This window comes from Shinella curvata (assembly GCF_022899935.1).
Taxonomy (GTDB): Bacteria; Pseudomonadota; Alphaproteobacteria; order Rhizobiales; family Rhizobiaceae; genus Shinella; species Shinella curvata.
In genome coordinates this window covers 216207-233974 of sequence record NZ_JALJCJ010000005.1, presented here as the reverse complement: position 1 = coordinate 233974, position 17768 = coordinate 216207, and the positions used below count along the sequence as shown (strand labels likewise).

17 protein-coding genes are annotated in these 17768 nt (G+C 62.5%); 8 read left to right on the top strand and 9 right to left on the bottom strand.

The genetic code is table 11. From position 1 onward, the window contains the following. Positions 1–66: 66 nt before the first annotated feature. Positions 67–1662 (top strand): phosphoglycerate dehydrogenase, encoded by a 1596-nt coding sequence (gene serA, locus MUU55_RS19130; protein WP_244762366.1) that lies wholly within the window; start codon positions 67–69, stop codon positions 1660–1662. Between the two features lie 85 nt (positions 1663–1747). On the opposite strand, the gene MUU55_RS19125 is transcribed toward serA, so the two are convergent. Both MUU55_RS19125 and MUU55_RS19120 read right to left on the bottom strand, forming a co-directional pair. Then, positions 1748–3559: a methyl-accepting chemotaxis protein gene (locus tag MUU55_RS19125; protein ID WP_244762365.1), complete on the bottom strand. Its 1812-nt coding sequence runs from the start codon at positions 3557–3559 to the stop codon at positions 1748–1750. Positions 3560–3691: 132 nt separating this feature from the next. Next, positions 3692–4585 carry a DMT family transporter gene (locus tag MUU55_RS19120; protein ID WP_244762364.1) on the bottom strand — a complete coding sequence of 298 codons (894 nt, stop codon included), beginning with the start codon at positions 4583–4585 and terminating at the stop codon, positions 3692–3694. A gap of 223 nt (positions 4586–4808) precedes the next feature. Here MUU55_RS19120 and MUU55_RS19115 point away from each other — a divergent pair, with 223 nt between their 5' ends. Further along, complete coding sequence (locus MUU55_RS19115; protein ID WP_244762363.1) at positions 4809–6104, top strand: adenylosuccinate synthase; 1296 nt, start codon at positions 4809–4811, stop codon at positions 6102–6104. Positions 6105–6173: 69 nt separating this feature from the next. Continuing rightward, a complete protein-coding gene (locus tag MUU55_RS19110) occupies positions 6174–8450 on the top strand; it encodes a hypothetical protein (RefSeq protein WP_244762362.1) in 2277 nt (758 codons plus the stop codon). Positions 8451–8522: 72 nt separating this feature from the next. On the opposite strand, the gene rpoH is transcribed toward MUU55_RS19110, so the two are convergent. Together rpoH and MUU55_RS19100 are read right to left on the bottom strand one after the other, a co-directional pair. Further along, the gene (gene rpoH, locus MUU55_RS19105) at positions 8523–9428 is read right to left on the bottom strand and encodes an RNA polymerase sigma factor RpoH (RefSeq protein ID WP_244762361.1); all 906 of its coding nucleotides are present in this window, start codon (positions 9426–9428) and stop codon (positions 8523–8525) included. A 239-nt stretch (positions 9429–9667) separates the two neighbouring features. Beyond that, a complete protein-coding gene (locus tag MUU55_RS19100; RefSeq protein WP_244762360.1) occupies positions 9668–10711 on the bottom strand; it encodes an RluA family pseudouridine synthase in 1044 nt (347 codons plus the stop codon). Between the two features lie 35 nt (positions 10712–10746). On the opposite strand from MUU55_RS19100, the gene MUU55_RS19095 reads away from it, so the two are divergent. Together MUU55_RS19095 and MUU55_RS19090 are read left to right on the top strand one after the other, a co-directional pair. Further along, on the top strand, positions 10747–11142 hold the full coding sequence (locus MUU55_RS19095; RefSeq protein WP_244762359.1) for a hypothetical protein: 396 nt from the start codon (positions 10747–10749) through the stop codon (positions 11140–11142). Positions 11143–11148: 6 nt separating this feature from the next. Next, complete coding sequence (locus MUU55_RS19090; RefSeq protein ID WP_244762358.1) at positions 11149–11979, top strand: TrmH family RNA methyltransferase; 831 nt, start codon at positions 11149–11151, stop codon at positions 11977–11979. A gap of 6 nt (positions 11980–11985) precedes the next feature. Here MUU55_RS19090 and MUU55_RS19085 read toward each other — a convergent pair whose 3' ends face one another. The 3 genes from MUU55_RS19085 to MUU55_RS19075 all read right to left on the bottom strand — a co-directional run bounded on the left by MUU55_RS19085 (position 11986) and on the right by MUU55_RS19075 (position 14281). Continuing rightward, positions 11986–12369 (bottom strand): hypothetical protein, encoded by a 384-nt coding sequence (locus MUU55_RS19085; RefSeq protein WP_244762357.1) that lies wholly within the window; start codon positions 12367–12369, stop codon positions 11986–11988. 17 nt (positions 12370–12386) lie between these two features. Beyond that, a complete protein-coding gene (locus MUU55_RS19080; protein WP_244762356.1) occupies positions 12387–13532 on the bottom strand; it encodes a coiled-coil domain-containing protein in 1146 nt (381 codons plus the stop codon). A gap of 170 nt (positions 13533–13702) precedes the next feature. Then, positions 13703–14281 carry a DUF1134 domain-containing protein gene (locus tag MUU55_RS19075; RefSeq protein ID WP_244762355.1) on the bottom strand — a complete coding sequence of 193 codons (579 nt, stop codon included), beginning with the start codon at positions 14279–14281 and terminating at the stop codon, positions 13703–13705. A 220-nt stretch (positions 14282–14501) separates the two neighbouring features. Here MUU55_RS19075 and chpT point away from each other — a divergent pair, with 220 nt between their 5' ends. Then, positions 14502–15155: a histidine phosphotransferase ChpT gene (chpT, locus tag MUU55_RS19070; protein WP_244762354.1), complete on the top strand. Its 654-nt coding sequence runs from the start codon at positions 14502–14504 to the stop codon at positions 15153–15155. A gap of 113 nt (positions 15156–15268) precedes the next feature. Continuing rightward, the gene (locus MUU55_RS19065) at positions 15269–15631 is read left to right on the top strand and encodes a response regulator (protein ID WP_244762353.1); all 363 of its coding nucleotides are present in this window, start codon (positions 15269–15271) and stop codon (positions 15629–15631) included. A gap of 150 nt (positions 15632–15781) precedes the next feature. Here MUU55_RS19065 and ctrA read toward each other — a convergent pair whose 3' ends face one another. After that, complete coding sequence (gene ctrA / locus MUU55_RS19060) at positions 15782–16480, bottom strand: response regulator transcription factor CtrA (RefSeq protein WP_018327818.1); 699 nt, start codon at positions 16478–16480, stop codon at positions 15782–15784. 529 nt (positions 16481–17009) lie between these two features. On the opposite strand from ctrA, the gene MUU55_RS19055 reads away from it, so the two are divergent. Then, positions 17010–17360 carry a flagellar export protein FliJ gene (locus MUU55_RS19055; protein ID WP_244762352.1) on the top strand — a complete coding sequence of 117 codons (351 nt, stop codon included), beginning with the start codon at positions 17010–17012 and terminating at the stop codon, positions 17358–17360. An 81-nt stretch (positions 17361–17441) separates the two neighbouring features. Here MUU55_RS19055 and MUU55_RS19050 read toward each other — a convergent pair whose 3' ends face one another. Continuing rightward, entirely contained in the window at positions 17442–17723 is a 282-nt protein-coding gene (locus MUU55_RS19050; RefSeq protein WP_244762351.1) for a GNAT family N-acetyltransferase, read from the bottom strand. Positions 17724–17768 lie beyond the last annotated feature (45 nt).

Genomic DNA, 17768 nt, shown 5'->3' with positions numbered 1-17768 from the left:
CGGCTTCGTCCCATGGGCGAAGCCACCTTTATCTCATCTCCCTAGACCGATTTAAGGAGGCCTCTCATGGCACCTCGCGTACTCGTATCTGACGAACTGTCGGAAACCGCCGTCCAGATTTTCCGCGATCGCGGCGTCGAAGTCGATTTCCAGCCGAAGCTCGGCAAGGACAAGGAAAAGCTCGCCGAGATCATCGGTAACTATGACGGTCTCGCCATCCGCTCGGCCACCAAGGCGACGGAAAAGCTGATCGCCGCCGCGACCAATCTGAAGGTCATCGGCCGCGCCGGCATCGGCGTCGACAATGTCGATATTCCGGCCGCCTCGCGCCGCGGCATCATCGTCATGAACACGCCCTTCGGCAACTCGATCACCACGGCAGAACACGCCATCGCGCTGATGTTCGCCGTCGCTCGCCAGCTGCCCGCGGCTGACACCTCCACGCAGGCCGGCAAGTGGGAAAAGTCGAAGTTCATGGGTGTCGAAATCACCGGCAAGGCGCTCGGCGTCATCGGTGCCGGTAACATCGGCGGCATCGTTTGCCGCAAGGCCATCGGCCTCGGCATGCATGTCATCGCCTACGATCCCTTCCTCTCGGCCGAACGTGCCCGGGAAATGGGCGTCGAGAAGGTGGAACTGGATGACCTGCTCGCCCGTGCCGATTTCATCACGCTGCATGTGCCGATGACGGACAAGACCCGCGGCATCCTGAACAAGGAAGCCCTCGCCAAGACCAAGAAGGGCGTTCGCATCATCAACTGCGCCCGCGGTGGCCTGGTCGATGAAGCAGCGCTTGCCGAAGCCATCAAGTCCGGCCATGTCGCCGGTGCCGGTTTCGACGTGTTCGAAGTCGAGCCCGCGACCGAAAGCCCGCTCTTCGGCCTGGAAAACGTCGTCTGCACGCCGCATCTCGGCGCCTCGACCACGGAAGCGCAGGAAAACGTCGCCCTGCAGGTCGCCGAGCAGATGTCGGACTATCTCGTCAAGGGTGCCGTCTCGAACGCCATCAACATGCCGTCGATCACCGCCGAGGAAGCGCCGATCCTGAAACCCTTCATCCGCCTTGCGGACGTGCTCGGTGCCTTCGTCGGTCAGGTCACGGAAAGCGCGATCAAGGAAATCGAAATCCTTTATGACGGCGCGACCGCCTCGATGAATACCAAGGCGCTGACCAGCGCGGTTCTCGCCGGCCTCATCCGCCCGCAGGTCGCCGACGTCAACATGGTCTCGGCTCCGGTCATGATCAAGGAAAAGGGCGTCATCCTCTCGGAAGTGAAGCGTGACAAGTCGGGCGTCTTCGACGGCTATATCCGTCTTACTGTCAAGACCGAGAACCAGACCCGCTCGATCGCCGGCACGGTCTTCTCCGACGGCAAGCCGCGCTTCATCCAGATCAAGGGCATCAACCTCGATGCCGACGTGGGCAACCACATGGTCTACATCACCAACACCGACGTCCCCGGCATGATCGGCTTCATCGGCACGACGCTCGGCGAAGCCGGCGTGAACATTGCGAACTTCCAGCTTGGCCGCGACAAGCAGGGCGGCGATGCCATCGCGCTGCTCTATGTCGATGCCGCTGTCTCGGAAGACGTGCTGAACAAGCTGCGCGCCAACCCGGCGATCCGACAGATCAAGCCGCTGGTCTTCAACGTCGACTGATCTTCGTCCTCCCAAGACGAGTATAGGAAAGGCCCGCCGGATTGTTCCGGCGGGCCTTTTCGGTTTGCGGCGGAAGTTTTTAAGATCAGGCCGCGCGGCGCATCTGGCCGCTGCCGTGACCGGCGAGCTGGAAGTGCGCGATGCGGCTGGCGAGCTGACCGCTTTCCTGGGCCAGCGTCTGGCTGGCGGCCGAGGTCTCTTCCACCATGGCGGCGTTCTGCTGGGTCATCTGGTCCATCTGGTTGACGGCCGTGTTGATTTCCCGGAGGCCGACGGCCTGCTCCTGCGCGGCGGTGGCAATCGAGACGATGCGATCGTTGATCTCGTTGACGCGGCGTTCGATATCGCCAAGCGACGTGCCGGTCTCCTCGACCAGCGAGACACCGGCGGAGACTTCGGTCGACGAGGCATTGATCAGCGTCTTGATTTCCTTGGCCGCATTGGCGGAGCGCTGGGCAAGCTCGCGCACTTCCTGGGCGACGACGGCAAAGCCCTTGCCGGCTTCACCGGCACGCGCCGCTTCCACGCCGGCATTCAGCGCCAGCAGGTTGGTCTGGAAGGCGATGTCGTCGATCACGCCAATGATCTCGCCGATCTTCGAGGACGAACTTTCGATGCGGCCCATCGCGTCGATGGCATTGCGTACCACTTCGCTCGACTTTGCAGCACCCGCACGGGCATCGGAGACCATGCGCTTTGCTTCCTCGGCGCGGGTGGTGGAGTTCTGCACGGCGGCGGTGATCTCGTCGAGGGCGGCGGCGGTTTCCTCCAGCGAGGCCGCCTGCTGTTCGGTGCGCTGCGAGAGGTCGTTCGCCGCGCGGCTGATCTCGCCGGCGCTGCCGTTGACGACGGCAGTGGATTCGGCAATCGCCGCGATGGTGGATTTCAGCGACGCGACGGCGCCGTTGAAGTCACGACGCAGCTTCTCATATTCGGCGCCGAGTTCCGGCACGGAGACGGTGAGGTCGCCCTGGGCGAGGCGCTCCAGTGCGGAACCGATCGTATCGACGACACGTGACTGGCCACGGGCGACGGAGGCCTGGCGCTCTTCGTTGGCGCTGCGCTCGTCGTCGAGAATACCCTGCTGCTCACGTTGGCGGATTTCCAGCGCATTGCGCTCGATGACCGAGTTGCGCAGGAGAACGAGGGCATCGGCCATGTTGCCGATTTCGTCCTTGCGATCCGTATCCGGCACGGTGGACTGCGTCTCGTTGCGCGAGACTTCGAGCATCACGTCCTTCAGGCGGTTGATCGGGCGGCTGATGGAGCGGCCGATGAGGAGGGCGGCAGCCAGCGTCGCGATACCGGCAATCAGCGTGATGACGATCGTCGTCGCCATGGAAGTGTAGTACTGCGCGGCGAGGTCATCGGCATAAACGCCTGTGCCGACGCCCCAGCCCCAGGGCTTGAAACCCTGGATATAGGAGAATTTTTCGACCGGCTCGCTCTGGCCAGGCTTGTCCCAGACATAGTCGACGAAGCCGTTGCCGGGGGTCTGGGCGAGGGCGATGAGCTCGACGTTGAACGCCTTGCCATTGGGATCCTTGAGGCCGCGCACATCCGTGCCGATCAGCTTGGCGTTCAGGGGATGGGCAATCATCATGCCGTCGAAGCCGTTGATGAAGAAGTAGCCGCCTTCACCGAAGCGCATGGCCATCACGTCGGCGATCGCGCGCGTCTTGGCTTCCTCGATGGGCAGCGCGCCCTCATTGGCGAGCTTCTCGTAGGACGCGATGACGGAAATGGCGGATTCCGTGACGTTGCGCAGCATCTGGCGGCGCTCGGCATTCACCTCCTCGTTTGCGACCTGCGTCTTGTAGATCATGGCAGCCGCCATGAAGACGAGCGCCATGGCGGTAAGGAGATAGATGCGGGTGGAAATGCGGATGTTTTTCACGGCTTGAACCTGAAGAGAGCAATGGTGCGCGAACTGCACCATTAAAAATCTAAACAAAGTTTAAGGAGCCGCCTCAGTTTTAGGGAGAAAACCTTTGGAATATAGGGATTTACCTATGATTTCTATGGGTTTTTAGGCCTTTTTCTCCTTCGGGCGCCCCCATTCGGCAATCGCGATGCCGCCGAGCACCAGAAGGAGGGCGACGAAGTGGAAGGGGCGAATGGTCTCGCCGATAAGGAGCACGGAGAGGAGTGTGCCGAACACCGGAATGGCGTTGATGAACAGGCCGGCCCGGTTTGCGCCGATCATCTCGACGCCGCGTACATAGAGAACTTGCGAGAGGAGGGAGGGAAAGATGCCGGCATAGAGCACGATGGCCCAGCCGGTCGCATCCGGGAAGATCGCGACATCGCGGGACACCTCCCAGAAGAGGAGCGGTATGGCGCTGAGGAGTGCGCCCAGGGCAGGCGCGGCGATGAAGCTCTGCCAGTGCAGGTTCGGTTTCCAGCGTAGCGAGACCGTATAGGCGGCATAGACGATGCAGGCGACCAGCATCAACGCGTCGCCGAAATTGAACTCGAGTTCGGCAAGCGCCGAGAATTCGCCATGAGCGGCTGTTATCAGCACACCGACGAGCGTTACCGTGAAGCCGATGACCTGCGCGATGGATGCCTGGATGCGGAAGAGCAGGAAGTTGAAGACGAAGATCAGCATGGGAATGCCGGCCTGCTCGATGACGGCATTGATGGCGCTGGTGTGGCCGAGCGCGGTATAGAGGAGGGCGTTGAAGGCCGTGAAGCCGAAGACGCCGTAGAGCAGCAGTTGAAGCCAATGCTTGCGGATGACCGGCCAGTCGCGTTTCACCTGTGGCATCATGAAGGCGAGGATGATGAGAAGCGCGACGACCCAACGGAAGGTCGTCAGCACCATCGGGCTCACATGACCGACCGCGAGCTTGCCCGCAACCGAGTTTCCGCCCCAGAAGAGTGACGTGATGCACAGGTATAAATAGGCTCTGGTGGTCAAGGCGGCAGGATCCGGATGGTGAAAAGGGCGGGCAGGACGCACCGGCAGGTGGTCGACGTAACGTGAAAAAGCGCTTGGTGTCATTCAAAAAGCGGATGTGGGCCGTCATAACAGGGTCGCATTCCCAAAGACAACACAGTATAGATGCGCGGGTTTGTGTCAGGCGCACGCGTATGCATGCGTAAACGGTAGCGCGTTCGCGCGCGAAAACGGGATAGGTGAAATGGCGAGTGTCGTAGTTGTCGGTTCTCAATGGGGTGACGAAGGCAAGGGCAAGATTGTCGACTGGCTTTCGGAACGGGCCGAGGTAATCGTTCGCTACCAGGGCGGCCACAATGCCGGCCATACGCTCGTCATCAACGGCGTGAGCTACAAGCTTGCCTTGCTGCCGTCCGGCCTCGTGCGCGGCAAGCTCAGCGTCATCGGCAACGGCGTGGTCGTTGATCCCCACCATTTCGTTGCGGAAGTCGAAAAGCTGCGTGCACAGGGCGTGGCCGTCACGCCCGAAGTGCTGCGGATCGCCGATAACGCGCCGCTCATCCTGTCCCTGCACCGCGACCTCGACGCGCTGCGCGAAGACGCGGCGTCGGCCACCGGCACCAAGATCGGCACCACCCGCCGCGGCATCGGCCCGGCCTATGAGGACAAGGTCGGCCGTCGCGCCATCCGCGTGATCGACCTTGCCGAGCCCGAGACGCTGCGCCCGAAGATCGAGCGCCTGCTGACGCACCACAACGCGCTGCGCCGCGGCATGGGCCTTGCCGAAATCTCCGTCGAGTCGATCGAAGAGGAGCTGACCTCGGTCGCCGGCCACATCCTGCCCTATATCGACCGGGTCTGGGATCTGCTCGACAAGCAGCGCCGCTCGGGCGCGCGTATCCTGTTCGAAGGCGCGCAGGGTGCGCTGCTCGACAACGACCACGGCACCTATCCCTTCGTGACGTCGTCCAACACGGTTGCCGGCCAGGCCGCCGCCGGTTCGGGCCTCGGCCCGACGGCGATCAACTACGTGCTCGGCATTACCAAGGCCTACACGACCCGCGTCGGCGAAGGCCCGTTCCCCTGCGAGCTGGATGACGAGATCGGCAAACATCTGGCGACCGTCGGCCGCGAAGTCGGTGTCAACACCGGCCGCCCGCGCCGTTGCGGCTGGTTTGATGCGGTTCTGGTGCGCCAGACGGTCAAGACCAACGGCATCACAGGCATCGCGCTCACCAAGCTCGACGTTCTCGATGGTCTCGACGAGCTGAAGATCTGCGTCGGCTACAAGCTCGACGGCAAGGAGATCGACTACCTGCCGGCCAGCCAGACCCAGCAGGCCCGCGTCGAGCCTGTTTACATCACGCTCGAAGGCTGGAAGGAATCGACGGTCGGCGCACGCAGCTGGGCGGATCTGCCGGCCCAGGCGATCAAATATGTCCGTCAGGTCGAAGAGCTGATCGGCGCGCCGGTCGCCCTGCTTTCGACCAGCCCGGAGCGGGACGACACCATACTTGTGACGGACCCGTTTGAGGATTAATCTCAAGCCTAGCACCAGTTCCGTGACGTATTCCAATGGGATAGCGTGCGGACACCACGGAAAGTTCTGATGGCGGATTTTGTAGCAGTCATTCGAAGGGCCGTTGATGGCCTCTCGGACAACAATGCCGAGATGCGGCTGAAGGTTTACGAGAAGGCTCGCGGCGCTGTCCGCCGGCAACTCGAATCCATGAACCCGCGCCCTTCCGATGACCTCGTGAAGCGCCAGCTCGACAAGCTCGAGACGGCGATCAGCGATGTCGAAGGCGAGCACGCCGAGGCGCTGCCCGCCGACGATCTTGCGCCGGAAACCGTTCAGGATCCCGTTGTCGAGGCCGCAGAGCCGGAACCCGTGGAAGCGGTGGTGGAAGAGCCCGCCGCCGTCGAAGAGCCTGAAGAGCAGCCCGTCGAAGCGGCACCTGTCGCAGAGGTCGTCGAAGAGCCGGCCGCGCAGGTGCCATACGAAGCCGAGCCGGAGCAGCCTGAAGAAGAAAACAGGGTGGAAGAGCCCCCGGTTGAACAGCCGGTGGTCGAAACCGTTGCGGTCCAGGAGCAGGTTCCTGAGCCTGAGCCTGAGCCTGAGTCCGAACAGGAACCGGAGCCGGTCGTGGAGACCGGGGCGGAAGAGTCTGTTGTCGAGGAGCCTGAACAGCAGCCGGCCGTTGTCGAGGCACATGTCGAGCCTTCCTGGCAGGTCGAGGCCGAGCCGGCGGGCGACTACGTTCCTTCCTGGCAGGAACCGGAACCGCAGAACGATGCGCAGCCCGTCGAGGCTGCCGCGGTCGTGGAGCCGGTCGCCGAAGCCTATCCGGTGCATGACGAGCAGCTGCCGGATGCCGCCCCCGTCGCGGATGCCCGCATGCCCGCCGCAGAGGCGCAGTGGGACTGGAGCGATGTCGCCCCGGTCACCACGCCGGCCGACAAGCAGGAACCTGCCGCCGGCACCGATCCGATGGCATGGGAATGGCCCGAGGAGAAGGCGGCACAAGCCGAAGAGCCCAAGCAGGCACAGCCCGCGCAGAAGAACGAATGGGGCGACCTCGACGATCTCATCGGCTTTACCCCGACGGCCGGCGCTGCCGCTGCCGCGACGGCCTCGTCGATGGAACAGGCTGGTCTCGCGGATGCCGTAACCAAGACGCCTGCCGTCGAAGCCCGCACGCCGCAGCGCTCCTTCCGGGCCGAGCCACGCAAATCGCGTGTCAATTACGGCGCCATCGCCGCGCTGATCGGCGTTATCGCCATCGCGGGCGGCGCAGGCGCCGGTTACTGGTTCAATCGTGATGCGGTGAATGGCTGGGTCAACGAGCGTATCGTCTCCCTGACAGCATCGTCGCCGGACACGACGGAAACACCTGACGCCACGCCTGAAACCGCCGAGGGTGGCCGCAACCCGCCGGCCGCCACGACGACCACGGACACGGCTGCCACTGACACGCAGACCGACGGTGCCGCGACCAAGCCGGCAACCGAGGTGGCCTCGGCTGACCAGAGCAGCGGCAAGTTCACCCAGCGCCTCCTGACGGACGGCACGGAAGTCGATGAAGGCCCCGCGGCGGCCCCTGAAGGGGTTTCTACCGAAGAGGGCAAGTCGGTCGCCGCCCAGACGCCGGAAACGGCGGAGGCAACAACCGAAACCGGTACCGGCACGACCGCCGCCGGTACGACCGATGGAGCGACGCCGGCCACCGGCACCGATGGCACGACGCAGACCCCCGTGACGCCGACCGATACGGGCACGGCGACGACAACCGACACGCAGACGCCTGCCGCCACTGGCGAGCAGCCGGCCGCGATCGGCGTAACGCAGAAGATGTTCCTCTATGAGGAGCGCCTGGGCCAGACGGCGCCGACGGCAATCGAAGGCACGGTCGCCTGGTCCACAGCCGAGGAATCTCCGGGCGGCGATGCCAAGCCGGAACCGGTGGTGCGGGCTCAGGTCAACGTGCCCTCCAAGGGCCTGACCGCACTCATCACGTTCCGACGGAACGCCGACAAGTCCCTGCCGGCAAGCCATATCGTCGAACTGGTCTTCTCGCTGCCGGAGAGTTTCGAAGGCGGCGGTATCGAAGGCGTACAGCGCGTGGCGATGAAGCGGACCGAACAGGATCGCGGTGATGCGCTGATCGCGGTGCCCGCGAAGATCACCGACGACTTCCACATGATCGCGCTCAACGATTTCCCCGAGGCGATCGCCAAGAACACCGAACTGCTGCGCACCCGCAGCTGGATCGACATTCCGATCACCTATCGCAACGGTCGCCGCGCGCTGATCACCTTGGACAAGGGTACCGCTGGTGCGGAAGCCTTCGACAAGGTGATGAAGGCCTGGTCGACGGCGGGCTAAGGGACGAGGCACAAAGAAAAGGCCCGGCAGCGATGCCGGGCCTTTTTGCGTTTCAGTGCTTTGTGCAGAGCCTCAGGCGTCTTCGATGACGCGGACGGCACGGGCCTGCTCGGCCGCGAATTTCTGCACGGCCTCCTGCACCTTCTCGAAGGCGCGGACCTCGATCTGGCGGACGCGCTCGCGGCTGATGTCGAACTCGGCGGAGAGTTCTTCCAGCGTGACCGGATCCTCGGCGAGGCGGCGGGCCTCGAAGATGCGGCGCTCGCGGTCGTTCAGCACGCCCATGGCACGGGCCAGCATGGCGCGGCGCGTATCGAGCTCGTCCTGCTCGATCAGCGTCTGCTCCTGGCTGTCATGGTCGTCGACGAGCCAATCCTGCCACTGGCCGGATTCGCCTTCGCCGGCCTTGATCGGCGCGTTCAGCGAGGCGTCGCCGGAGAGGCGGCGGTTCATCGAGATGACTTCGTCCTCCGAGACCTTGAGCTTGGTCGCGATTTCCTTGACCTGGTCGGGCTTGAGGTCGCCGTCGTCGATCGCCTGAATCTTGCTCTTCATGCGGCGCAGGTTGAAGAACAGGCGCTTCTGGTTGGCCGTCGTGCCCATCTTCACCAGCGACCACGAGCGCAGGATATATTCCTGGATCGAGGCCTTGATCCACCACATGGCATAGGTCGCAAGGCGGAAGCCGCGCTCCGGGTCGAACTTCTTGACGGCCTGCATCAGGCCAACATTGCCCTCGGAGACGACTTCGCCGATCGGCAGGCCGTAGCCGCGATAGCCCATGGCGATCTTCGCCACGAGGCGCAGATGGCTGGTGACGAGTTCGTGGGCGGCGGTACGGTCGCCGTGCTCCTGGTAACGCTTGGCGAGCATGTATTCCTGCTGCGGCTCAAGCATCGGAAATTTGCGGATTTCATCGAGATAGCGGTTGAGACCACCTTCTCCAGCCGTGATCGACGGCAGCGTATTGCGGGCCATTCAGCACCCCTTTCTGAGTAGGCTTCCATATCGGCAAGCCTTGGTACGGAGCTTGATCCTGAAGACCGGATCCCCGTCAGCAACCATGCTCCCCGTGGGACATGGCCGTCCCACTGATCATAAAGATAGGTATGGCGAAACAATGGTTCAAGGCACCGCGGGCTTCACGGCTGCGTGAAGGCGGGAGAACGAAATGGGTTTTGCGACACTCTGCTAAGGTGGGGAGCGAGGCCCGGAAATCAAGGCTCTGAGGGTTTGTCGATGGAGCGGAAGGCCTCGATCAGCTTTTCCATGTCCTTGGCCGGCGGGCTTTCGAAACGCATGGTCTCGCCGGTCGAGGGATGCTCGAACTGCAGCAGGAAGGCGTGCAGCGCCTGCCTGCGGAACTTGTCGACGACCCTCTTCGGGCCTTCGGGCAGGCGATTGGCCTTGGTCTTGAAGGCCGCACCATATTCGGGGTCGCCGACCAGGGGATGGCCGATATGGGCCATGTGCACGCGGATCTGATGCGTGCGGCCGGTTTCGAGGTGGCATTCGACCAGCGAGGCGAGGCAGGTCGCGTCCTCGGTTTCGCCGTAGCGCTCGATCACCTCATAATGGGTGATGGCCTCGCGGGCGTCGTCGGCATCTTCATTCTTGACGGCGCGCTTGGTGCGGTCATGGCCGCGGCCGAGCGGGGCATCGATCGTGCCCTTGATCTGGCGTGGGCGGCCCCAGACGATGGCCTGGTAGGCACGCTCCAGCGGGCCGGTGCGACCGTGGTCGGCGAATTGGTCGGAGAGGTGGCGGTGGGAAAGGTCGTTCTTGGCGACGACCATGACGCCGCTCGTCTCCTTGTCGAGCCGGTGCACAATGCCGGGCCGGCGCACGCCGCCGATGCCCGACAGGCTCGCGCCGCAATGATAGATCAGCGCATTGACGAGGGTTCCCGTCCAGTTTCCGACGGCGGGATGCACGACGAGGCCGGCGGGCTTCACCACCACGATGACGTCGTCATCCTCATAGAGCACGTCGAGCGGGATATCCTCGCCCTTCGGCTCGGGGTCGCGCGGGGCGGGCATGGTGAATTCGATGACGTCGCCGGCGCGCACTTTGCGCTTTGGCTCGTCCATGACCGTTCCGTTGACGACAGCCGCCCCTTCCTCGATCAGCGCCTTGATGCGGCTGCGCGAGAAATCGCCGGCAAGCGTTGCGGCAAGCCACGCGTCGATGCGCCCTTCGGCATCATCCGGCACCGTCAGGACTTTCATTGTGGCGTCGGCTTCTTTAAAGGGGTCGGTCATCGTTCAAATCTACTCACTGCCGGAAGGGCGTCGCCATGTCCAATATCGAAAACGACGAGCAGGAAGACAAGCCGCTCGATCCCGTTATGGAGAATGTGCGCCGCAAGATGATGCGTCTGCAACTCGTTTCGGGCGGCATCATGTTCCTGATGTTCCTGGCGGTTCTCGCGGCCATTGTCTACAAGATCAACACGCGGGAAAGCAAGCCGGACGCCACCCTTTCTGCCTCTTCGAGCGGTGTTGCCGTGCCCAGCGACGCGCCGGTCAAGGCGATGGTGGCGCTGCCGGACGGTTTTGCCGTTTCGGCGGTCTCGCAGTCGGGTGGGCAGATCCTGTTCTACGGCGTGACGGCCGATGGGGCGCGCAAGGCGATCCTCTTCGATATCGCCGCAGGCCGCACGGTCGCCGAGATCGACGTCAAGGGCAATTGACCTGACATGGCAGGCGCGCCGGTCCGCATCGAAGATCCCTCCGACCCGCGCATCGCGGGCTTCGTGTCGATCCGCGAGCGGGACCTGACCGGCCGAGACGGGCTTTTCATCGCCGAGGGTACGGTGGTGTTGCGCATGCTCGGCAGCGCGCAAGCCAAGGCGAACGGATTTGGCTGCGACGCGATCCTGCTTCTGGAAAACCGGCTTTCCGGCCTTTCTGGCGTCCTCGCGGCCTTTGGCAATGAGGTGCCGGTCTATGTGGCGTCGGCCGCGGTTTTCGATGCCGTTGCCGGTTTCAACATGCATCGGGGCGTGCTGGCGCTCGGCCGCAAGCCTGCGTCGCAGACCGGTGCAGGGCTGCTCGGACGTGTGCCGGAAACAAGCCTCGTTCTGGCCGGCTGCGGTCTTTCCAACCACGACAATGTCGGTTCGATCTTCCGCAATGCCGCAGCCTTCGGTGCGGATGCTGTCTTCCTCGACGAAACCTCCTGCGATCCGCTTTATCGCAAGGCGATCCGGGTTTCCGTGGGCTCGGTGCTGAGCGTGCCGTTTTCGCGCGGCCTCGGCGCCCAGGCGATGCTCGAGGGGCTGGCGTCCGCCGGTTTCGAGATCTGGGGGCTGTCGCCGCGCGGTGCGGTTTCGGTCGCGGCCATTCCGGCGGCGCGGCGTATCGCGCTGGTGCTGGGCACGGAAGGTGAGGGGCTGCCGCAGAGCATTCTGTCACGCTTCCACACGGCACGTATTCCGCAGCGCCCCGGTCTCGACAGTCTCAATGTTGCGACGGCGAGCGGGATTGCGCTCTATCAGATTGCGCTGGCCATGGGCCGCGTCGATTGACGTTGCTCAGCAGCGCACGCCATCCCACAATTCGTTCGGGGAACCGGACTGATCCCGCCACTTTCCGGTAAAGCCGCTGTAGTCGGGCTTGAAGGTGAGGATCAGCTTGCCGCTGCCGTATTTGTCGTGCCAGTCCAGCGTATGGTCGAGACCGGCGATGGGGACGGGTTCGTCGAGGGTGCCCGAGGTCATCGTGCCGACATCGGCGAACCGGTAGGTGCCGGTCAGTCGGCCGTCGCTTTCCGTCTTCAATTCGGTGATGGTCTGGACGAGGGCGCCGTTGCTCCACAGCCGGCCGCAATATTGGCCGGCGAGCGTGGCTTCCTGTTTCGGAGACGGTGCGTTGGCACCGGTGAGGCTGAGTGCGAGTGCGATGATGGCTGCCTTCATGCCGCGCTCCTTCGGGGTCAGGCCTCGTCGCGACCGATCTGTTCACGCACGCGCTGGGCCAGGCTGCGTTCGTCGCCGTCGAGGGAAGGATCAAGCGTTGCGATGAGCTCGTGTACCGGTGAGCTCGCGCCCTCGCGCGCGGCGGTCAGTACGATCATCTTGCTGGCGAGATCGGCCATCTCCTCGCGCAGTGCCGTGTCGTTGTCGCCGGTCTTGGCGGCAAGCAGCCGTTCGGAGAGAGCGGTTCCCTGGTTTCGGACGTCTTCTTCCAGCGCGACGATGTCGATGGGCGGCACCAGTTTTTCGGTGCGACGCGGGGCCAGCTTGCCAGGTGCCAGGGCGCGGGCAATGCCATTCGTGCGCGCAGCTTTGACGGCTTCTTTGTTTTCGGCGCTCAACGTCTTCACCTTGTCGCGCAGGCGGCTGATTTCCGCGATGCGCCGTTCGATTGCATTGTCCTTGTCGGCAGCACCGGCAAGTTCCCGCGTCAGCCGCGTCTCGAGCTGGCGCACGCGGCCCTCTTCGCGGGTGAGGCGCAGTTCCAGCGATTTTGCCTTTTCGCTTGCGCTCTTCAGGTCGTCCCGCGCCTTGTCGCGCTCGTCCTTGAGATTGCCGATGCGGCTCTTCAGGTTCTCCATCGTGGTCTCCTGCGTCGCGATATCGAGCTTCATCGCGTCGATATCGGACTGGAGATGGGTGATGGTCATGTTGAGCTTATCGATCTCGGTGAGGCGGCTGCGCACCTCGCGGTCGGCGCTGGCAAGCGCCGTCTTCAATTGCTCGCCCCTCATCTCCTCGCGCCGGAAAGCCGAGCGCATGTCACCGGCCTCGATGTTCATGTCGGCGATCTGCGCATGCAGTTCGGCGTTTTCCGTGCCGATGGCGGCAGCTTGCGCAAGGAGCTTTTCGTTGCGCACCATCTGTTGCGTGTGCTTTTCACGCTCGCGGCGCACGCTCTGGGAAAGCCTGGCATTTTCGGCGGCAAAGGCGGCGCGGGCCATGTCCTTCTGCGCACGCACTTCCTGCGGGCTGAGCGGCATGGTGGCCTTCATGCGGGCTTCAGTGAACTTGACGACGCGTTTCTGGATCGCCGGCGCGATGAGCAGTCCGGTCAGCGTGGCGGCGAGGAAGCCAAGCGCGAAGAGGAGGGCATACTCGATCACGGATCAACTCGCTTCAAAACGGGTCCCAATCCAACGCGGCGGGTCCAAACGGGATGTCGGGCAAGGGCACTATAGCGACTTGCCCGGATTTGCGGGAGGGGTCGCTCCCGCGAAATCAACTCTCGGTTAACCAGACGGTCAAGCGGCCAGGTTCATTCGGAAGGAATTTATCAGAAGGGGTTCCAAGTCGGCTGGCGGGTGAGCTTGAGATAGCCCGCATTGATGCCGAGACGGGCGCCGACGCCGGTGCGGATCGGCACGAGGACCATATCCCGGTTGACGTTCACCTGCATGCCGACGCCGGCGATCACGTAGGCCGAACCGGAGACGCCGCCGAAACGATCGTAGAGGGCGTTCACATCGGGCAGGTTGTAGACGAGCATCATCGTGCGGCTGCCCTGGCCGCCCCAGTCGAGGCCGAGCGAAGGGCCCTGCCAGAAGACGGGGTGCTGACCGGCATTCTTGGTGTTGAGCGTACCTTCGCCATAGGTCAGGCCCGCGACGAAAGCGCCGGAACCTTCCTGGCCGAGAATGTAGCCGTTCGGCAGGCCGTAGGATTCGAAGGCGCGCTCGACAACCTTGGCAAGGCCACCCGATGTGGAGCCGAAGAAACCATGACCGGCATCGACGATTTCCTGCATCGAATACTGGTTGGACTGTTGTGCCTGCGCCGGCAGGGCGAGGAGCAACGTCGCAAAGGCCGCAAGTGCGAGCCTGAATGCCGCCGTGACCAGATTTGTAACAGTCATGTCCCGTTTGCCTTCCTTGATGTCTCGGCCCCGTTCCATGCTGCAATTTGATCTGATGGTCTTAACAATCGGTTTACCAAATGTGGTGTCATTATGGCTGTCTTCAAAACGAGCACGCCTCGCGCAATCATGGCGTGCTATGCGTCGCGCGGAATGGTCCCGCGTGCGCCCTTCACAAGGTGTCCCGCGATGAAAGAATGCGTGGATCCAGGAGAAATTTATGGCGAAAAATCCGAACCTCACGCTGACAGGTCCCGATCTGGCAGCGCTTCTGTGCAGCCGCGTCTGCCATGACGTCATCTCGCCGGTCGGCGCGATCAACAATGGTCTCGAACTGCTCGATGAAGGCGGTGCCGATGCCGAGGCGATGGACCTCATCCGTACCAGCGCGTTGAACGCCTCCGTGCGTCTCAAATTCGCACGCCTTGCTTTTGGCGCTTCCGGTTCGGTCGGTGCGTCGATCGATACGGGCGAGGCGGAAAAGGCCGCGCGCGATTTCGCCGCCGCCGAAAAGAAGACCGAGATCACCTGGAGCGGCCCGCGCGCCATTATCCCGAAGAACCGGGTCAAGCTGCTGCTCAACCTCTTCCTCGTCGCCTATGGCGCCATTCCGCGTGGCGGTTCGATCGACGTGACGCTGGAAAACCCGGAATTCGACGCGGTCTTCAAGCTCGCCGTGAAGGGCCGCATGCTGCGCGTGCCGCCGAAATTCACGGAAATCCTGTCCGGTACACCAGAAGAATCCGTGGATGCCCACTCGATCCAGCCCTACTACACGGTGCTGCTCGCCGATGAAGCCGGCATGGAACTCGATGTTGCCGTCAGCCCGGAAGAGATCGTCTTCAGCGCACGCCTGGTGACACCCTCCGAATGATGCAAAGGCGGCCTGGCATTAACCATGGCCGCTAACGCTTTGTTTGCCAGTGATCGGTACTGTCGCTTTCTGTGCTGTTCCCGCTTAACGGGCGGGAGACCAAGGAGCATCTAATGCAGCGGTTGATGATCGCCGACGGTTCCGATGTCGTCCGGAAGGTCGGCAAACGTATTCTTTCCGGCTTCAATTTCCTCGTGCTGGAAGCGTCGAGTTCGCTCGAGGCGCTGGTGCGCTGCGAGGCGGAGCTTCCCAACATCCTGATCGTCGATGCCACGATGGATGGTGCGCTCGAGTTGATCGGCAACATCCGCAACCTGCCGCAGGGCAAGTCGGTCCGCATCTTCTATTGCGTCGTCGAGGCGGACTTGAAGAAGATGATGATGGGCAAGCGTGCCGGCGCGGATGATTTCCTCCTGAAGCCGTTCGACCGCAAGATCCTGACCCAGGTCTTCAGCAATCTCTCGATCGCCGCGTAAGCGGCGCCCGATCTATACCGTTCTCGAACGCGGCCGCTCGAAGGAGCTGGCCGCGTTTTGCATTTCCGGCATGCCTTTCATCCGGATCCGGACAAAGAAAAACCCGCCGGCAAGCGGCGGGTCGAAGTCTTGAGCGGGGGAGGGGTGTGATTACGCGCTTTCGGCGTAGTCGCCATCGGGCTCGCGCAGCACGTAGCCGCGGCCCCAGACCGTCTCGATGTAGTTGGCGCCGCCGGCGGCGTTTGCGAGCTTCTTGCGCAGCTTGCAGATGAAGACGTCGATGATCTTCAGTTCCGGCTCGTCCATGCCGCCATAGAGGTGGTTGAGGAACATTTCCTTGGTGAGCGTCGTGCCCTTGCGCAGCGAGAGCAGCTCGAGCATCTGGTATTCCTTGCCCGTCAGGTGCACGCGCTGGCCGCCGACTTCGACGGTCTTGGCGTCGAGGTTGACGATGAGCTCGCCCGTCGAAATGACCGACTGTGCGTGACCCTTGGAGCGGCGCACGATGGCATGAATGCGGGCGACGAGTTCGTCCTTGTGGAACGGCTTCGTCATGTAGTCGTCGGCACCGAAACCGAGGCCGCGCACCTTGTCCTCGATACCGGCCATGCCGGAAAGGATCAGGATCGGCGTCTTGACCTTGGACAGGCGCAGCGTGCGCAGAACTTCATAACCCGACATGTCGGGCAGATTGAGATCGAGCAGGATGATATCGTAATCATACAACTTGCCCAGATCGACACCTTCCTCGCCGAGGTCGGTGGTATACACATTAAAACTTTCGGACTTCAGCATCAGCTCGATGCTCTGCGCTGTCGCGCTGTCGTCCTCAATGAGTAGAACCCGCATATCTGTCCCCTTTTCCGCCGCTCAAGGTACCTGGCCCCCTACGCGATACGGATCCAGTCGTTGCCTGATTTGGAGGCTGCCACGAAATGGTTAACAAATCCTGATTCACTTTGGCAAGGTGTATCGATCTGTTAATTATTTTGGGCAGACTCCTGATTTTTAATGTGAATCAGAAATGTGTCTCTTAATTTTTCTCGTTAAGAAACACCGCTAACCGACTCTTTAGACTCATCAATGCGGACCACCCTGTTTTTTGCGAACCGCATTTACTGAGCCTTAAATCATCGAACCTATGATTAACGATGCCCGTAAACGAAAGGTTACCAGCGGTAGGGATTCATTAATTCTCGCTAGGTTTTTTTTAACGCTCGACGTGTTTTGTCGGGCTTCGGGTGGAAATGCCGGTTTCAATAGGCGGTGAGAACCGCTTTTTGGCACTGATTTGGAATGCCGGGTTAAGCGTTCGCCAATGTGTTCGGCGGGCGCCAGCCTTTATGCCGGGGTCTCGCTATCCACGGGAGTATTGCGTATGAAGTCGCGTGAGAGCCTAGTTCGCCTGAAGGAATTTCAGGTGAAAGACAAAAGAAGGCAGCTGTCTCAGTTGCAGCTCATGATGTCCGAATTCGAACGGATGTCGAAGGAGCTGGAGAGCCAGATCGCCATCGAAGAGAAGAAATCCGGGATTACCGATCCCAGTCACTTCGCTTACCCCACCTTTGCCAAGGCGGCGCGGCAGCGCTCCGACAACCTGCAGGTCTCCATCAGGGAACTGAAGGTTCAGCAGGATGCTGCGGAGCTGGCGCTGGAAGAGGCCGAGGCGGAGTTCGCCAAGGCTTCTGCGCTGGAAGAGCGCGACAACGCGGTCCGGCTTCGCGCCTGACGTCGTTTCGGTTCTGAAGAACCCTCGCGAGCGGCCGCAAGACCGCTCACGAGGGCTCTTCGCGTTTTTTTGCGGAGAATTTCAAAGGTTGACGACGTCGGCCCAGTCCGTGTGGCGCAACGCCTGCGCCTTGAAGAACGGGCAGAGCGGCATGATCTTCCAGCCGCCCTTGCGTGCCTCCTCCACCGCATGGGCCGCCAGCGCCTGGCCGACGCCCTTGCCACGCAGTGCATCCGGCACGCCGGTATGGTCGACGATGATGAGCTTCGAGGAGGCGCGCGAATAGGTCACTTCCGCCTCGTGGCCTTCGACGATGACGGAATAGCGGCCTTTCGAGCCGTTGTCTTCGTGGCGGATATCCATGGTCTGCTCCTTGCTGATGGTGTTAGCGCCATCCTTTCCCGTTCG